Raw genomic sequence first — 15,727 nt, forward strand, 5'->3', positions numbered from 1 at the left:
GTGCTGACGACGATGACGGTGACGCTCGCCGACATCCTCCAGATGTTCCTCTACACCGAAGTCATCAGCATGATCGGCGTGTTCTATACCGGGCGCGGCTCGGCCTCGCCGTTCGTCTATCCGATCTTCATCGCGATCACCGCGCTTGCCCGGCTGATCGTGCTCCAGGGCAAGGACATGAAGCCCGAAAATATCGTGTTCGAAGCGAGCGCGATCCTGCTGCTGTCGGTCGCGGTCATGATCATCCTGCGCTCGCGCAAGGATGCAGCGGGGTAGCGCCGGGCCGGAGCATAATACTCGACTGTTCGATCAGATCGAAACCTTTCGCAGCGTTGACCAAGTCTTAAATATCGCCTGCTAACTCTGTGACTTTCTTCAGATAGTCAAGAAATCGGGGCCGCAGTGAACGATAGCATGGATAGCGTCGAACTGGCGTTCGAGCGCCTTCACCAACGCGAGATGCAATTCCTCCAAAATGCCTCGCCCGACGATTGGCATCGCTATGCCGACAATCACAACTGGAATGATCGGCTCGATGGCCTGTTCTGGATTGTCAGCCAGCCGGACTGCGACCGCGCCACGGCAATGCTGACGTTCTGGAAGGGCGAACCGGCCTGTTACGACTTTGAAACCGAAGACGAAAAAATGGGGGAGGACGAATATGGCGTCGCCCCAATGCTGCGGTACATCGCCGAGCGTTTCAACACGACTGGCTATCCGCGTTCCGAAATCGCCTATGACTGCCTCGAGGATCACGGACTTAACTTTCCCGAATATGCGGCAATGGGCAAAGCGGGTCGACAAGCCGATATCAAGGCAATCATCGAACGCCAGCAGGATATCGCCGACCCGCTGGTCAAGCTCCACCCGGACTTGCAGCTGTTGCGTATTTCGGGGCGAAAAGTCGGCGGCTATGCCGACAAAAGCGACTATTACGCCTTGTTTCCTGATCAGGTCGACGACGAAGGCAGCGAACCAAGCGATACGGTGGCCCCACGCCCGCAAAACTTTGTTCCGGCAGCGCCAAGCGACGCCTCATCGCGGATCAGGGCGCTGCGCCGTGAGGGTGGCGCAAGCAGCGAAGACGCGGCAAGCCCCTGGCTCGCCGACCGGCCAAGCGCCGCGTCGCGCGATTCCGACGAGTCCGAGGCTGATGCGGGCCTCAGCGCAGCGATGTTCGATGCGTTCGGCCTGATCGTCAACATGGCCGGCGTGGGCTTTGGGGTTGGCTTTGCGCCGAAACATTTGACCACCCACAGCGCCAGCCCGCTCTTGTGGGTGGCCGCTATCGTCGGGATCGCTTATTGTTCCTATGCGGTGTTCTCGAACTTTCGAAAGATGCAGCGGGGCGTCGCGGCGCTCGGCTTGGTCATCGTGCCGAGCTGGATTACCACAACGACGACGATTGCGACGCTGAGCGGCATCGGCGTGGGCCGGACCTATCTGGCGCTCCTGGACAACCCCGCCGTCACGTCCTTCACCCGCTACGGCTTCATGACCGCAGCGGGTATCGGACTGCTCGTGCTCAGCATCGCGATGGCGCGCATCCTGTTCATCCCCCGCGCCCTCCGCGACGTTTGAAGCACCAGAGGGATGCGCGCGCGGGCGCGTCAATCTTCTGTCCGGATCCGGTCGACCAGCTGCATCACCGTTGGCACGAAGCCATCAGCATGATCGGCGTGTTCTACACCGGGCGCGGATCGGCCTCGCCGTTCGTCCATCCGATCTTCATTGCTATCACCGCGCTCAGCCGGTTGATCGTGCTCCAGGGCAAGGACATGAAGCCCGAAAACATCGTGTTCGAAGCGAGCGCGATCCTGCTGCTGTCGGTGGCGATTTTGATCATCCTGCGGTCACGGAAGGACGCGGCGGGGTAGCGAGCGGCGCGGTCCTTGGCGGTCGTCCAGCAACAGCCGCGGACTTGCCGCGCGCGGTGATGCCATTTAGCCTTTCGCCGATGGAGTTGCCGCACCACACCGCCGCGCTCAAGGCCGTGCTAGACGCCATGCCCGGCGCTGTGGGCGAGCCAATGACCGCAGCCCGCGGCACCACGCCGCTGGTGCTGATCTATAAAATCATGGGCAAGATGTTTGCGATCCTGTCGGTGCGCGCCGAGCCGTTCGTCATCTTGAAGTGCGACCCGTTCCGCGCGGACATGCTGCGCGAGACCTATCGCGGAATCGGCCACCGATCGCATCTTGATCGGCGCTACTGGATCAGCGTCGATCTCGACGCCGACGTGCCCGCCGACGAGGTCCACGCCTTGGTCGCGCATAGCTGGGACCAGGTCGCAGCGAGCCTTACCCGCAAGCAGCGGGACGCGCTGGCGTTGCTCGGCACCGGATCGGGCGACGTGGCGGGGTAGGCAGGATCGCAGTCGCTCTGGCCGCGCGCCCTCCAAAATTCTATCAAATGTCGTGATCTCCAAAGATTGCGCGCCCCTCGCGCTTGAGACGCTCCTCCGCTTCTTCGAATGCAGCTAGCGCGTCGGAGAGTCGTGCGAGATCATCGGCGCGAACCTTCAGCCCCTCACGTAAAAACAGCGCGGCGGCCTCAGACCGGCTCTTCGCAGCTCCGACTTTGACCCAATCGTCCAGCGCCGATGCTGTCGCTTCATCGACGCGCGCCATGATGGTTTGGTCGCGATTCGTCTTTCGCAATGCTTGTCGCGCGTCGTCGAGGCTGGCGCGCACCACGACGACCTTCGGTCCGTCTCCGGCTTCATCGAGCAGCTCAGGATCAACCCCGAGCTGCTGCAACGCGTCGAGGATATGCGGCGGAAGCTTGACCATATCGTCCTCATTGATTACATATTACGTATTACATAACACGCGACCGACTAAAGGAGCTTATGATGCCGATAGACGCCCCGACGCAACCCACCGTTATCATCAAACCGGCGACCACCCCCGCGCCGTCTGTTCGCGGTCTCCATCCGATCCGCCTCCGTCCATCGCTCGCGGGCCATTTCCATATGTCCGGAATGATTGGCGGCAAACCTGTCGAAATTTTGATCGACACTGGAGCTTCGGCGACAGTGGTTGATCGCAGCTGGGCTGAGGCGAACGGTTTCACCCTCAAACAGCTCGAACGGCAAGGCGCTGGAGTCGGTGGAGCGACCGTTGCATTGGCCATGCTTGAGGAAAATCGGCTAACCCTCGATGGTTTGCAGATCACCACGCCACTGGTCGCCATCGACTTGTCGAACGTAAAGGCAGGCTTGGCACGCCTGAATGTCGCGCCACCGCAGGTTGTTCTCGGCGTCGACGTCCTGCGGAGCAGACGCGCAGTGATCGATTATGCGACTTCGACGCTTTGGCTGGCCCCTGCGCCTCGCTGACTCCTATCGGCTCTCTGTGAGCAAACCGTGAGGGGGGTTGATCGCCGGACTCTGCAAAAAGGGTCGGCGCTTCACCCGCGCCATCAATCCCCCGTCAAAATCCGATCAACCAACTGCTTCACCGTCGGCACGAAGCCGTTCGAGTAAAACGGGTCCTGCTTGAACTTGTACGCGCCGTGCCCCGCAAACATCAGATTCTGCTCGGTATCGCCGCCGTGCGCGATGTCCTGCAGCGTCTTCTGGATGCAGAAGCTGCGCGGATCGGCGAGGCGGCCGGTCGAATTGGTCTCGCTGTCCATCCATGACGAGAAAGCGCATTGCGACAGGCAGCCCATGCAATCGGTCTGATCCTTGCGAATCGCGGCTTTCTCTTCGGTCGTCACGAACACCAAAGTATTGTCGGGCGTCTTCAGCGCATCGGTGAAGCCTGCGCCGTACCAGGCGCGCGCGCGCATCAAATCGCCCTTGGTCACCCAGAAATTCTTGCCCTTCACGCCGACATCGAGCCGGAACTGGTGATCGCCCGCCGCTTCGGTCGAATAGGGAATCTGCCGTTCTGAGCGCGCTTCGAGCGCTTGCAGGAACGGATTGCGCACCGCGCTCGAGTAAAAACCCGTCGGCGAGAAGCGGTGGAGCAGCACTTCGCCGGGCTCGATATGGGTCAGCTTGTCCTTCCACCCCTGCGGGATCGGGCTTTCCTGCGTCAGCAGCGGCCGGGTACCGAACTGGAAGGCGATCTGGCCGAGCTCGGGATTGTCGATCCACGCGTTCCAGTCGCGCAGATACCAGACGCCGCCGGCCATCACGATCGGCACCGAATCGGGGATGCCGCCTTCGCGCATCGTCTCGCGGAGCGCCTTCACGCGGGGGTAAGGGTCCTGCGGCTCGAGCGGATTCTCGGCGTTGGACAGGCCGTTGTGGCCGCCCGCTAGCCACGGGTCTTCATAGACCACCGCCGCGAGCCATTCCTGCGCCTTTGAATAAGCGCGCTTCCACAGTGCGCGAAAGGCACGCGCCGAGCTGATGATCGGCAGATAGTTGACTTCGTAGGACGCGGCGATTTCGGACAGCTTGTACGGCATGCCCGCACCGCAAGTGACGCCCGCAACCATGCCGCGCGTGCGCTCAAGCACGCCGTGCAGCACCCGCTGCGCGCCGCCCATTTCCCACAAGACGTTGATATTGATCGCGCCCTTGCCCCCGGCAATCTCGAACGCGCGACGCACTTGCTCGACCGCGCCGTCGATCGCGTAGTTGACGAGTTCTTCGTGCCGGTCGCGTCGGGTCAGCGCGCGGTAGAGTTGCGGGATGATCTTGCCTTCGGCGTCATAGCTGTCGGCGTTGACCGCCGAGACCGTGCCGATGCCGCCTGCGGCAGCCCAGGCACCCGCGCTCGCGTGGTTGGTGGCTGCGACGCCCTTGCCGCCCTCGACGAGGGGCCAGACTTCCTGACCGCCATACAGGATCGGCCGTACACCCTTGAACACGCGCTTCTCTCCAGCACCAAAGCCACATTTATAGCGTAATCTTGCCCAAATTCGACAAGATTCGGCCTCAACCCAAAATCCCCGGCGCCCCCACTGCCGCCGCATAGAGCCGACGATAGGCGTCGATCATGCCACTTTCGGCATATTCTGCCTGTGCTTTCAACCGGTTCGCTGCACCTACCCTTGCGCGCAAGTCCGGATCGGCGACCAACGCCTGCAAGGCATCACGCAGCCACAATTCGATCCCGCTCCGCGCGATATAGGGTTGGTTCTCGGTGGAAACCATGGTGGGTACGTCGCCGACTGGCGGCGCGACCACGGGCAGGCCCGCTGCCATCGCTTCAACGACCGCAATCGGGAATTGCTCGCTGCGCGATGACAGTGCGAGCATGTCGAACAGCCCGATGTAGCGCGCCGGATCGGGCAGGAAACCCGGCAGATGCACGCGGTCGGCAATCCCCATCGCCGCTGCCGCCGCCTCAATCGCGCCGCGCTCCGGCCCCTCGCCCACAATCACCAGCCGCACCGGCCCCGACAGTCCGCCAAAAGCGCGCACCAGCAGCGGCAGATCTTTTACGGCACGCAGGCCCGCCAGCGTACCGATCACCACTTCGCCCGGCTTTTTGCGAAACCCCGGAATCGTCCGCGCCCCCGGTGCTTGCGCATAGCGGGCAACATCGATGCCGTTGACGATGCGCTGCACCCGTGCGGCGGGCTGCTTCCACGTGCCCAGCGCAATGCCTTCGAGCGTGCGCGATGGCACCACCAGCGCATGCGCCGCCCCCAGCGCGATCCGGCGGTACATGTTGCGCTCGGGCTTCAGCCCGCCCGCTTCGTCGGCGTTGAAGCCATCCTCATGATGGACGATCGGCGGCACGCCCTTGCCGAACACGCGCCGCGCCATCACCCCGTCGATCGCGCCCCAATTATAGCTCAGCACCAGATCGAACCGCCGCATGTAGCGCGCAATCGCTTCATAGCGCGCGACCGAGGGCTTGCCGGTCAGCGGCGGCGGGTTCTGTGCGATTTCATAAGCAATGCCCTTGGCAATCGCATCGCGCGCGCTGAGCGCCTCAGGCACGCCTGACACAATCGTGTGGCGGGCGACATCGCCAAACGCATTCATGAGCCGCACCGCGCGCGCTTCCTTGCCGCCCAGGTCAAAGCTCGAATGCAGGTGGAGGATGTGGATCGCGGCCATTGGCGCTTCGTTAGCGTGGTTTGGCGCGCTTGCCAGCCCTTCAGGCGAAGCGGCGCTTGTCGATTTGGGTGATCCGGCATGCCAGATCGGCCTCACCGCTCGCGACGATATAGTGATCGCCCGCATCGACGATGCCCGTCGTGAAAACGATATCGTGCAGATACATCAGTTCGGCGAGCGGCGCCGTCAGCGCGGGCGCGGCTTCGACCAGCGGCGCGTCGCCGGTCGCAATGATCACCGACGGATCGTCGCGGTCGAGCAGCGACCAGTAAGTGCGATAAACCCCCACCCCGCCATTGGGTTCGACCCCGTGCCACAGGCTCAGCCAGCCGCGTTCGGTCAGCACCGGCGGTGCCCCGCCGCCGATCCGCGCCGTGGCTTGCGATCCCGCACAAGGCCGGATGCCGGGTCGGTCGCACGGCTTCCAGTGCAGCGCGTCGGGCGAGGTCGCGAGATTAATCGCGGGGCCGCTCACCCACGCACTCCCCGGCGGATAAGCGAAATAGACATCGCCCAGCGGCCTAGTCTGCGCCCAAAACTGCTCGCCGATCAGCCCTTCGAAAATCAACATGTCCTTGTTCTGGTGATCGAGCACCAGCCCTTCGAGGCTCCAGTCGCGCGCATCGCGCGAGCTGTAGAGCGAGGTCGCCTGCCGTTCGGGGCTGATCGAGCAGACCGTCATCAGCCAGCGACCCCCCACCCGCGAAATCCGCGGGTCCTCAATCCCATAGCATTGGTAAGATGCACTCGGCACAATCGCGCGGTCATAGTCGATCGCCACAATCGCATCCCCGTCGGATGTCAATTCGACCGGCAACAACCACGACAGCGAGGTCAGCGCGATCGTCTTTGACACCCTATCGCGCAGCGCAAAAACGCGCGGATCGCTCATGTCGACCGCGTCGAGCGGCCACGCGTCGAGCACGAATTCGCCCGCCGCCCAGCGGATCGAATGGACATGCCCGTCCCACACCGGCTGCCGCAAAGCTTCCGCCACGCGGACCATCAGCAGCAGGTTGCCATTCGGCAGCCGCGTCAGCCCCGGATTGAACGCACCCAGCACATAGGTTTCAGCCCCCACCCGCCCCGCGAGCGGCGAGCGCGCGAGATCGACGTTATGCGGCGTGAAGATCAGGCGGTCGGCAAGGGGCATCACGGCGGACAAGCGTTCAGCCGCCCGCTTGTTCCGTAATCCTTGCCAGCAGCGCATCGATCGCTGCCGCCGCTTCGGGCTCGGCGAGTGTCGGCGCATGGCCGGTGCGCGGCACCGTCGTCAGCGTCGCCCCCGGCAGTTCGGCGACCATCCGCGTCGCCGTGGTGGCCGGAAGAATGTCCGATGTCCCGCCGCGCACCACCGCCACCGGCAGCCCCTTCAGCCGGTCGAGCGCGCGCCACATATCGGGGCCAGCTTCGTTGCCCGGCACGCGGAACGGCTCGGCGATCTTCATGTCGTAATCGAGCACGATCCGCCCCGCCGCATTGACGCGGTAGAGCCGCTTGGCCATCGCCAGCCAGTCGCCGATCGCATAATCGGGATAGGTGTCGGCATTGGCCTCGGCGACCGCGCGGGCGGCGTGCATCCACGTCGGCCAGGTGTGGCTGCGCCCGACATAGCCGCGAATGCGCGCGAGTCCTGCCGGGTCGATGTCCGGCCCGACATCGTTGAGCAGCGCTCCGACCAGTTGCTCATGCGCCGCGCCTGCCAGCAGCATCGTCACAATCCCGCCCAGCGACGTGCCGAAAGCGATGTAGCGATCCGCGCCAATCTCGGTCAGCAGCGCCTCGACATCCTGGACATAGGTGAGCGGGACATAGGTCATCGGGTCCTTGGCATAACCGCTTTCGCCGCGCCCGCGCAGATTGACCGCGAGCACGCGCCATTCGGCGCTCAGCCGCGTGGCGACATTGTCATAGTCGCGCGCGTTTCTAGTCAGGCCGGGCAGGCACAGGATCGGCGGGCGCCCCGCTGCCTTGGCGGCATCGCGCGGCGCATAGTCGCGCGCGTGCAGCCGGACGCCGTCGCGCGACCACCAATATCGATTTTCCCAAAACTGATTTTCATGGCCGGCCATGTTGCGTCCCTGCACTGTGCTGCCCCATATCGCCGGATGCCCATCGCCCCGCAACCCGCCGCGTATCGCCCCGCTTCGGCCATTCTCGATCTCGGCGACGGATTTTACGATCCCGTCGTCGGCGCCGACTTCCCCGAAACCCGGCTGCGCTTCCGCAACCAGCGCTGGGCTGACCGCGTCGGGCTAGGCGATCTCGACGATGCCGCATGGGTCCGGCATTTCGGGCGGTTCGAACCGCTGCCCGGATCGCTCCCCCAGCCACTCGCGCTCCGCTACCACGGCCACCAGTTCCGCGTGTACAATCGCGATATCGGCGATGGACGCGGATTCCTGTTCGCTCAGCTCAAGGACGACCGCGACCGCTTGCTCGATCTCGGCACCAAGGGGTCGGGCCAGACGCCGTACAGCCGCTTTGGTGACGGACGGCTGACGCTCAAAGGGGGAGTGCGCGAAATCCTCGCCACCGAAATGCTCGAAGCGCTCGGCGTCGAAACCTCCAAAAGCTTATCGCTTATCGAAACCGGCGAAGCGCTCGACCGCAATGACGAGCCCTCCCCGACGCGCTCGGCGGTGCTGGTCCGGCTCGGCCATGGCCATATCCGCATCGGCACGTTCCAGCGGCTCGCCTATCTTGAGGACACCGACGGGCTCAAGCGCCTCACCGACTATGCGCTGCGCCATTATTACGGCGACACCAGCGGCGATCCGGTGCGGCTGCTCGATCTTGTCGTCGGCACCACTGCCCGGCTGGCGGCGCAGTTTATGGCGGCGGGCTTCGTCCACGGCGTGCTCAACAGCGACAATATCAACGTCTCGGGCGAGAGCTTCGACTACGGCCCGTGGCGCTTCGTGCCGGTCTGGGACCCTGGCTTCACCGCCGCTTATTTCGACCATGGGGGGCTCTACGCCTTTGGCCGCCAGCCCGAGGCGATCCATTGGGATGTGATGCAGCTCGCGGTCGCGTTGCGCGTGATCGTCGATGCCCAGCCCCTGATCGACGTGCTCGAATCCTTTGGCGACCGCTACCAGCCAGCCGTCACCGACGCGATGCTGTGGCGGCTTGGCGTCATCCCGCGCGGGGAGAGCGATGTCGCGGTGATCCAGGCGATCGAGCGCGGGCTGCGGACGAGCGCCAGCCCGCTCGCCGATTTCTTCCACGCGAGCTTCGGCGGGCACATCCCCGATGTGCTGGGCGACGCCTTCGCCGAAGCGCGCGCGGCGCTCGCCGAGTACCGCCCCCGCAAGCCGCGCGACGAAACCTTCTGGAACGGCCCACCGTGCGCGATGCTGATCGATGAAGTCGAGGCGATCTGGGCGGCTATCGCCGAGCGCGACGATTGGGCGTCGTTCGAAACAAAGCTCGCCGCCATCCGGCAAATGGGCGCCGCGCTCGCCGATTGATCGGCAATGCTTGGCAAAGGCCCGCATTCTGGGGCAAGAGCGCGGGATTGAGAGGACGGTATTGAATGGCGGGGCAGGAAATCGTCTCGATTGAACCGGCGACCGGGGCAGTGCTGTGGCGCAACATGCCCGGCGACGCCGATGAGGCCGTCGCCACCGCGCGCGCGAGCTGGGGCAGTTGGGCCGCGCAGCCGCTTGCCTACCGGCTCGAGGCGTTGCGCCGCTTCGCCAATGTCGTGCGCGCCAAAACCGATGCCTTTGCCGATCTGATCGCGCGCGAAACCGGCAAGCCGCTGTGGGAAGCGCGCACCGAAGTCGACACCGTGATCGGCAAGGTCAATATCTCCGCCACGGCTTATGCCGAACGCAGCGCGCAGCGGCGGATGGACAGCCAGCTCGCCGGGCGGCTCGCGCTGCGGCACAAGCCGCACGGCGTGCTCGCAGTGCTTGGCCCCTATAATTTCCCGGCGCATCTGCCCAACGGCCACATCGTCCCCGCGTTGCTCGCGGGCAATGCCGTGGTGTTCAAACCGTCGGAAAAGACGCCCGCCGTCGGCGCCTTCCTCGTCGATTGCTTCCACGAAGCCGGCGTGCCGAAGGGCGTGCTGCAACTGCTCATCGGCGGCCCGGCCGAGGGCAAGGCGCTCGCCGCGCATCCCGATATCGACGGTCTGCTGTTCACCGGATCGGCGCGCACCGGCATCGCGCTCAACCGCGCCTTTGCCGAAAAGCCCGAAAAAATCCTCGCGCTCGAAATGGGCGGCAACAACCCGATCATTGTGTGGGATACGCCCGATCTCCATTCAGCGGCAGTGCTGGTGGTGCAATCGGCCTTCACCAGCGCCGGGCAGCGCTGCACGGCGGCGCGGCGGCTGATCGTCGATGAACATTTGCAAGCGCCGTTGCTTGAGGAACTCGCCAAGCTGCTCGACCGCGTGATCGTCGGTGATCCGCATGCCGATCCGCAGCCCTTCATGGGGCCGGTGATCGACAATGAAGCCGCCGATCTGCTCACCGAAAGCTTCGTGACGCTGATGTCGCGTGGCGGCCGCCCGATCCGCCACATGCAGCGCCCGATCGCCGACCGCCCCTTCCTCACCCCCGGCGTCATCGACGTCACCGAGATGAACGACCGCCCTGACATCGAGCTGTTCGGCCCGATCCTGCAAGTCATCCGCGTCGGCAGCTTCGAAGATGCGATCGCCGAGGCGAACAATACGCGATACGGCCTAGCGGCGTCGCTCGTCAGTCAGGACCCGGCGCTGTACGACCAGTTCTGGGCGAATGCGCGCGCTGGCATCGTCAACTGGAACAAGCCGACCAATGGCGCGAGCTCGGCGGCGCCCTTCGGCGGCATCGGCTGGTCGGGCAATCACCGGCCAAGCGCCTATTACGCCGCCGATTACTGCGCTTATCCGGTCGTCTCGAGCGAATCCGAACAGGCCCGTGCGCTGATCGGCATTGGCCTGCGTGACGGGTGACAACGCGATAGCTATGCTTGGCTCGGGCCAAGCATCGATCCGTTGCGATGCTCGTTTTGGAGGGCCAAGTGCGCAGCCGATGACAACAGCCCTCCCCCCAAAAAATGGCCGCGTGCTGCTGGTCGGTGCCGGCCCCGGCGATCCCGGCCTGCTGACGATCAAGGCGCGCGATGCGATCCTGGCCGCTGACCTGATCGTGCATGACGGGCTGGTCGATCCGCGCATCCTCGCGCTTGCGCCCGCCACCTCGCGCGTCTCGGTCGCCAAGGCGCGCAGCCGCCATACGATGCGGCAGGAAGCGATCAACGACCTGCTGGTGGCCGAGGCCAGGCGCGGCAAGCTGGTGGTGCGGCTGAAGGGCGGCGACCCGTTCATCTTCGGGCGCGGTGGTGAAGAGGCCGATGCCTGCATCGCTGCCGATGTGCCAGTCGAAGTCATCCCCGGCATTTCCGCCGCCATGGGCGCCGCTGCCCAAGCATTGATGCCGCTGACGCACCGCCAGGTGTCGAGCGCCGTCACTTTCGTCGCGGGGCAATGTCAGGGGCTGTCCGAGCAGGACTGGACGGGCCTTGCAGGCAAGGGCCGCACGCTGGTGATCTATATGGGCATCGCGACGTCGCAGGCGATTGCCGACAAGCTGATCGCTGACGGCGCCGCGCCCGACATGCCGGTCGCGGTGCTGGAGAACGGCACCCGCCCCGAAGCGCGCGTGCTGCGCGGCCTGCTCGCTGATCTCGGCGCGATGATCGTGCGCGAGGCTGTCGTCAGCCCGGCGGTGATCGTCGTCGGCGCGGTGGCCGCGCGGGGTGGCCCTGCCCTCAACCAACTTGCCATCACGGCGGAGATGATTGCATGAAGATATTGACAGGGAATGATTTACCGACTGGCGACGTGATCTGGTGGACCGGCAATGGCTGGTCGCGCCATGTCGAGGACGCGGCCGATGTTGATTCCGGCGGCGAAGCGATTGCCCGCGCCGAGGAAGGCGCGCGCCGCGTCAACGCGCCCTATGTGATCGATGCCGACGCCACCCCCGAAGGCCCTCGTCCCGCGCATATCAAGGACCGGGTGCGCGCGCTCGGCCCCACCGTGCGTCCCGACCTGACCCTAAAGCCCGCTGACCCCGATGCCGGAGCGTGGGTGATATGATCGCCCGCCTCGCGCTCGCGCTCGCGCTGGCGAGCATCACCCCGGCTGCGCGCGCCACGCCGCCCGAGGCGCCCGTCGCCAAAGCGACGACGCGCCACGTCACGCAAACCTATTTGCGCGCGGCCCCCGGCAAGCGCGCCGCGCTAATCGCCTATATCAAGGCCAATTGGTTCGCGATGGACCGCATCGGCATTCAGCAGGGGCTGTTCACCAGCTATGCCCTGCTCGAACGCGCCGACGACAGCGAAGCCGATTGGGACGTCATCGTCGCCGTCGGCTATCCCACCGCGCAGGGGCATGACGCGCCGGGCGTCGCCGACGCCTTCAAAAAAATCCGCGCGGCGCACCGCGAGATCAAGATCGACGGCCAGGGCCTCGCACAACTCGGCGCGATCGTCCGCCACCACCCCCTCACGCTCGTTCAGCAGGGCAGCTAACGCATGTATAAATACGACACTTACGACCAGGCGATCGTCGATGCTCGCGTCGAGGAATTCCGCGATCAAGTGAACCGCCGCCTGTCGGGCGCGATCAGCGAGGATCAGTTCAAGCCGCTGCGGCTGATGAACGGGCTCTACCTGCAACTCCACGCGTATATGCTGCGGGTCGCCATCCCCTATGGCACGCTGTCGGGCGCGCAGATGCGGATGCTCGCGCACATCGCGCGCAAGTACGACCGCGATTACGGCCATTTCACCACCCGCCAGAACATCCAGTATAATTGGATAAAACTTGCCGAAGCACCTGATTTGCTTGCCGAACTTGCGAGCGTCGAAATGCACGCGATCCAGACCAGCGGCAATTGCATCCGCAACATCAGCTCGGATCAATATGCCGGCGCCGCGGCCGATGAAGTCGCCGATCCGCGCCCCTGGGCCGAATTGCTGCGGCAATGGTCGAGCTTCCACCCCGAATTCAGCTTCCTGCCGCGCAAGTTCAAGATCGCGGTGATCGCCGCCGACGAAGACCGCGCGGCGATGCGGCTGCATGACATCGGCATCCAGCTCGTCAAGCGTGCCAATGAGTCTGGGGGCCAGCTCGGCGCGCGCGTCTTCGTCGGTGGCGGCATGGGCCGTACGCCGATGATCGCACCCGAAATCAACGAGTTCGTCGTCGCCGAAGACCTGCTGAGCTATGTCGAGGCGTGCCTGCGCGTCTACAATCGCTATGGCCGCCGCGACAATATCTACAAGGCGCGGATCAAGATCCTCGTCCACGAAATCGGCGCCGACGACTATCGCCGTCAGGTCGCTGAGGAATTTGCCCTCGTCAAGCAACTCGGCATCGACCCGCCGCTCCGCGAGCTCGAGCGGATTACCTCGCAATTTGCGCCCCCGCCGTTCGATACCGCTTCCACCCCCACCCCGTTGGTCCCGAGCAACGTCGAGGGACAAGCCCCAAGCGACTCGCCCGCCTCCCGTGTCTCGACTTCGCTCGACACTAACGGGATTGCAGGCGGTGACCCCGCCTTCGCCGCCTGGCTCAACCAGAATGTGAAGCCGCACAAGCAGCCCGGCTATGCGATCGTCAACATCAGCCTGAAGCCCATCGGCGGCATCCCCGGCGACGCCTCCTCGGCGCAGATGGACGTGATGGCCGACCTCACCGAGCGTTATTCGTTCGACGAATGCCGGGTAACCCACGCGCAGAACATCGTCCTGCCGCACGTCCGCCAGGCCGATCTGCGCGCCGTGTATGACGCGCTCGTCGCCGCCGAGCTCGCCTCCGCCAATCTCGACCTGATCAGCGACATCATCGCCTGCCCCGGTCTCGATTATTGCAGCCTCGCCAATGCCCGCTCGATCCCGGTCGCGCAGAAGATCGCGCAGCGCTTCGCCGATCCGAAGCGCCAGCGCGACATCGGCGAGTTGAAGCTCAAGATCAGCGGCTGCATCAACGCCTGCGGCCACCACCACGCCGGGCACATCGGCATCCTCGGCGTCGACCGTAAGGGGACCGAGAATTACCAGCTCCTCCTCGGCGGATCGGGCGCCGAGGATGTGTCGCTCGGCCGCATCACCGGCCCCGGCTTTGACGAGGACGGCATCGTCGACGCGGTCGAACGCGCGACCGACCTGTACCTCAAAGTCCGCGATGAGGGCGAGCGCTTCATCGACACCTATCGCCGCGTCGGCATCGAACCTTTCAAGGAAGCGATCTATGGTTGACCCCATTGCCATGCCGGCGTCCGCCGGCGGGCTCCTCCGCTTCCGCGACGACGACGCGCATGACGAGCCCGCCGTCACGCTCGACGCGTTCCTCGCAGATCAGACCAACGCGACCGCCGTCCGCATCGAGGCGGGCGACGATGCCCGCGCGCTGATCCCGATGCTCGATCGGCTCGCGCTGATCGAAGTCAGCTTCCCGAGCTTTCGCGACGGGCGCGGCTATTCGTCGGCGCGCGTGCTGCGCGAGGCGGGCTATGCGGGCGAGTTGCGCGCGGCGGGCGATGTGCTCGTCGACCAGATCGGCTTCATGCGCCGCTGCGGCTTTGACAGTTTCGCGCCCGAAGCGCCGATCGACCAGGCCACGCTCGACGCCGCGCTCGCGCGCTTCCCGCATGTGTATCAGCCCGCCGCCGACGGGGCGGTGCCGGTGTGGAAATTACGCCATGGCTGAGGCGCACCCGCGCGATGTGATCGACATATCGCCCCGCTTCACCGCGGCGCAGGCGGCCGATCTCGACGCGCGGTTGGCTGGCCTGCCCGCGCCCGACGTGCTCACCGCGCTGATCGGCGAGCGGCTCGCGGGGCGGATCGCACTCGTCTCATCGTTCGGCGCCGAAGCGGCGGTGCTGCTGCACATGGTCGCGGCCGTCGACCGCAGCGTGCCGGTGCTGTTCCTCGACACGGGCAAGCATTTCCCCGAAACGCTCGCCTATCGCGATGCGCTGGCAGCAACGCTGGGGCTCACCGACCTGCGCAGCCTCACCCCCGACCGCGCCGATCTCGCCGCGCGCGATGCGCAGGGCGAGCGCTGGTCCTACGACCCCGACGGCTGCTGCGACCTGCGCAAAGTGCGCCCGCTCGCCCGCGCGCTGGCCGGGTTCGACGCGACGTTCTCGGGGAGAAAGGCCTTCCAGGCAGGCACCCGCGCCGCACTCCCGCTGGTCGAGATCGACCCCAGCGACACCGCCGGCCGCCTGAAGATCAATCCGTTACGCGATTGGGGGAAAGCCGAGCTCGACGCCTATTTCGAGGCACACGCCCTCCCCCGCCACCCGCTCGAAGCCGCAGGCTACCCCTCGATCGGCTGCGCCCCGTGCACGAGCGCGGTGGCCGAGGGTGAAGACGCGCGCGCGGGGAGATGGCGGGGGTTCGCGAAGGTCGAGTGTGGGATACATTTGGGGGATGGGGTGTAGGCAAACGGGCGGCAGCTTTGCGCCCCAATTTCGGTCATCCAAGCTGACCTGCCCTGATCCCGAAGGCGGCCGTGGCGAAAGTAAGCCACTCATGAGTAGCGAATTTGACGACCGCGTGCACTTGCGTCTAGCGCTGACCACTCAAGCAGCGGTAGGCTCCGGGCCTGTCAGGATTTCCGTGTGTGGGCGGGCGGTTGAACATTACGCCGCCATGGCTTTGATGAAGCGCTCGCCG

Annotated in this window: 18 protein-coding genes; 13 read left to right on the forward strand and 5 right to left on the reverse strand. The window is 65.2% G+C overall.

Annotated elements, in window-relative coordinates:
* From K2W81_RS14350 to K2W81_RS14365, 4 genes are all read left to right on the forward strand, one after another.
* The coding region (locus K2W81_RS14350) for a phosphate-starvation-inducible PsiE family protein (protein ID WP_294105508.1) at window positions 1-276 on the forward strand (276 nt) is incomplete at its 5' end.
* Window positions 277-414: 138 nt separating this feature from the next.
* Window positions 415-1,581 (forward strand): DUF4274 domain-containing protein, encoded by a 1,167-nt coding sequence (locus K2W81_RS14355; RefSeq protein WP_294105510.1) that lies wholly within the window; start codon window positions 415-417, stop codon window positions 1,579-1,581.
* 89 nt (window positions 1,582-1,670) lie between these two features.
* On the forward strand, window positions 1,671-1,877 hold the full coding sequence (locus tag K2W81_RS14360; RefSeq protein ID WP_294105511.1) for a phosphate-starvation-inducible PsiE family protein: 207 nt from the start codon (window positions 1,671-1,673) through the stop codon (window positions 1,875-1,877).
* Between the two features lie 80 nt (window positions 1,878-1,957).
* On the forward strand, window positions 1,958-2,365 hold the full coding sequence (locus K2W81_RS14365; protein WP_294105513.1) for an MmcQ/YjbR family DNA-binding protein: 408 nt from the start codon (window positions 1,958-1,960) through the stop codon (window positions 2,363-2,365).
* 43 nt (window positions 2,366-2,408) lie between these two features.
* On the opposite strand, the gene K2W81_RS14370 is transcribed toward K2W81_RS14365, so the two are convergent.
* Window positions 2,409-2,792: a hypothetical protein gene (locus K2W81_RS14370; protein WP_294105514.1), complete on the reverse strand. Its 384-nt coding sequence runs from the start codon at window positions 2,790-2,792 to the stop codon at window positions 2,409-2,411.
* 62 nt (window positions 2,793-2,854) lie between these two features.
* Between K2W81_RS14370 and K2W81_RS14375 the strand changes: the two genes are divergently transcribed.
* Window positions 2,855-3,340, forward strand: a complete 486-nt coding sequence (locus K2W81_RS14375; protein ID WP_294105516.1) for a retropepsin-like aspartic protease — start codon at window positions 2,855-2,857, stop codon at window positions 3,338-3,340.
* An 83-nt stretch (window positions 3,341-3,423) separates the two neighbouring features.
* Here K2W81_RS14375 and K2W81_RS14380 read toward each other — a convergent pair whose 3' ends face one another.
* The 4 genes from K2W81_RS14380 to K2W81_RS14395 all read right to left on the reverse strand — a co-directional run bounded on the left by K2W81_RS14380 (window position 3,424) and on the right by K2W81_RS14395 (window position 8,100).
* On the reverse strand, window positions 3,424-4,827 hold the full coding sequence (locus K2W81_RS14380; protein WP_294105518.1) for a nitronate monooxygenase: 1,404 nt from the start codon (window positions 4,825-4,827) through the stop codon (window positions 3,424-3,426).
* Window positions 4,828-4,894: 67 nt separating this feature from the next.
* Window positions 4,895-6,028, reverse strand: a complete 1,134-nt coding sequence (locus tag K2W81_RS14385) for a glycosyltransferase (RefSeq protein WP_294105520.1) — start codon at window positions 6,026-6,028, stop codon at window positions 4,895-4,897.
* 40 nt (window positions 6,029-6,068) lie between these two features.
* Window positions 6,069-7,181, reverse strand: a complete 1,113-nt coding sequence (locus K2W81_RS14390; RefSeq protein ID WP_294105521.1) for a glycosidase — start codon at window positions 7,179-7,181, stop codon at window positions 6,069-6,071.
* A 16-nt stretch (window positions 7,182-7,197) separates the two neighbouring features.
* A complete protein-coding gene (locus tag K2W81_RS14395; RefSeq protein WP_294105522.1) occupies window positions 7,198-8,100 on the reverse strand; it encodes an alpha/beta hydrolase in 903 nt (300 codons plus the stop codon).
* A gap of 36 nt (window positions 8,101-8,136) precedes the next feature.
* Here K2W81_RS14395 and K2W81_RS14400 point away from each other — a divergent pair, with 36 nt between their 5' ends.
* From K2W81_RS14400 to K2W81_RS14435, 8 genes are all read left to right on the forward strand, one after another.
* On the forward strand, window positions 8,137-9,501 hold the full coding sequence (locus K2W81_RS14400; protein ID WP_294105524.1) for a protein adenylyltransferase SelO family protein: 1,365 nt from the start codon (window positions 8,137-8,139) through the stop codon (window positions 9,499-9,501).
* A 65-nt stretch (window positions 9,502-9,566) separates the two neighbouring features.
* On the forward strand, window positions 9,567-10,982 hold the full coding sequence (gene astD, locus K2W81_RS14405; RefSeq protein ID WP_294105526.1) for a succinylglutamate-semialdehyde dehydrogenase: 1,416 nt from the start codon (window positions 9,567-9,569) through the stop codon (window positions 10,980-10,982).
* A gap of 79 nt (window positions 10,983-11,061) precedes the next feature.
* The gene (gene cobA, locus K2W81_RS14410) at window positions 11,062-11,838 is read left to right on the forward strand and encodes a uroporphyrinogen-III C-methyltransferase (RefSeq protein ID WP_294105528.1); all 777 of its coding nucleotides are present in this window, start codon (window positions 11,062-11,064) and stop codon (window positions 11,836-11,838) included.
* A complete protein-coding gene (locus tag K2W81_RS14415) occupies window positions 11,835-12,131 on the forward strand; it encodes a DUF2849 domain-containing protein (RefSeq protein WP_294105530.1) in 297 nt (98 codons plus the stop codon). The genes cobA and K2W81_RS14415 overlap by 4 nt, the downstream gene beginning before the upstream one ends.
* Entirely contained in the window at window positions 12,128-12,568 is a 441-nt protein-coding gene (locus K2W81_RS14420; RefSeq protein ID WP_294105531.1) for a hypothetical protein, read from the forward strand. The genes K2W81_RS14415 and K2W81_RS14420 overlap by 4 nt, the downstream gene beginning before the upstream one ends.
* Before the next feature lie 3 nt (window positions 12,569-12,571).
* Window positions 12,572-14,299: a nitrite/sulfite reductase gene (locus tag K2W81_RS14425; protein WP_294105533.1), complete on the forward strand. Its 1,728-nt coding sequence runs from the start codon at window positions 12,572-12,574 to the stop codon at window positions 14,297-14,299.
* Window positions 14,300-14,309: 10 nt separating this feature from the next.
* A complete protein-coding gene (locus K2W81_RS14430; RefSeq protein WP_294105536.1) occupies window positions 14,310-14,750 on the forward strand; it encodes a DUF934 domain-containing protein in 441 nt (146 codons plus the stop codon).
* Window positions 14,743-15,492 (forward strand): phosphoadenylyl-sulfate reductase, encoded by a 750-nt coding sequence (locus K2W81_RS14435; protein ID WP_294105534.1) that lies wholly within the window; start codon window positions 14,743-14,745, stop codon window positions 15,490-15,492. The genes K2W81_RS14430 and K2W81_RS14435 overlap by 8 nt, the downstream gene beginning before the upstream one ends.
* Window positions 15,493-15,727: the final 235 nt, after the last annotated feature.

Source organism: Sphingomonas sp., from assembly GCF_019749955.1.
Taxonomy (GTDB): domain Bacteria; phylum Pseudomonadota; class Alphaproteobacteria; order Sphingomonadales; family Sphingomonadaceae; genus Sphingomonas.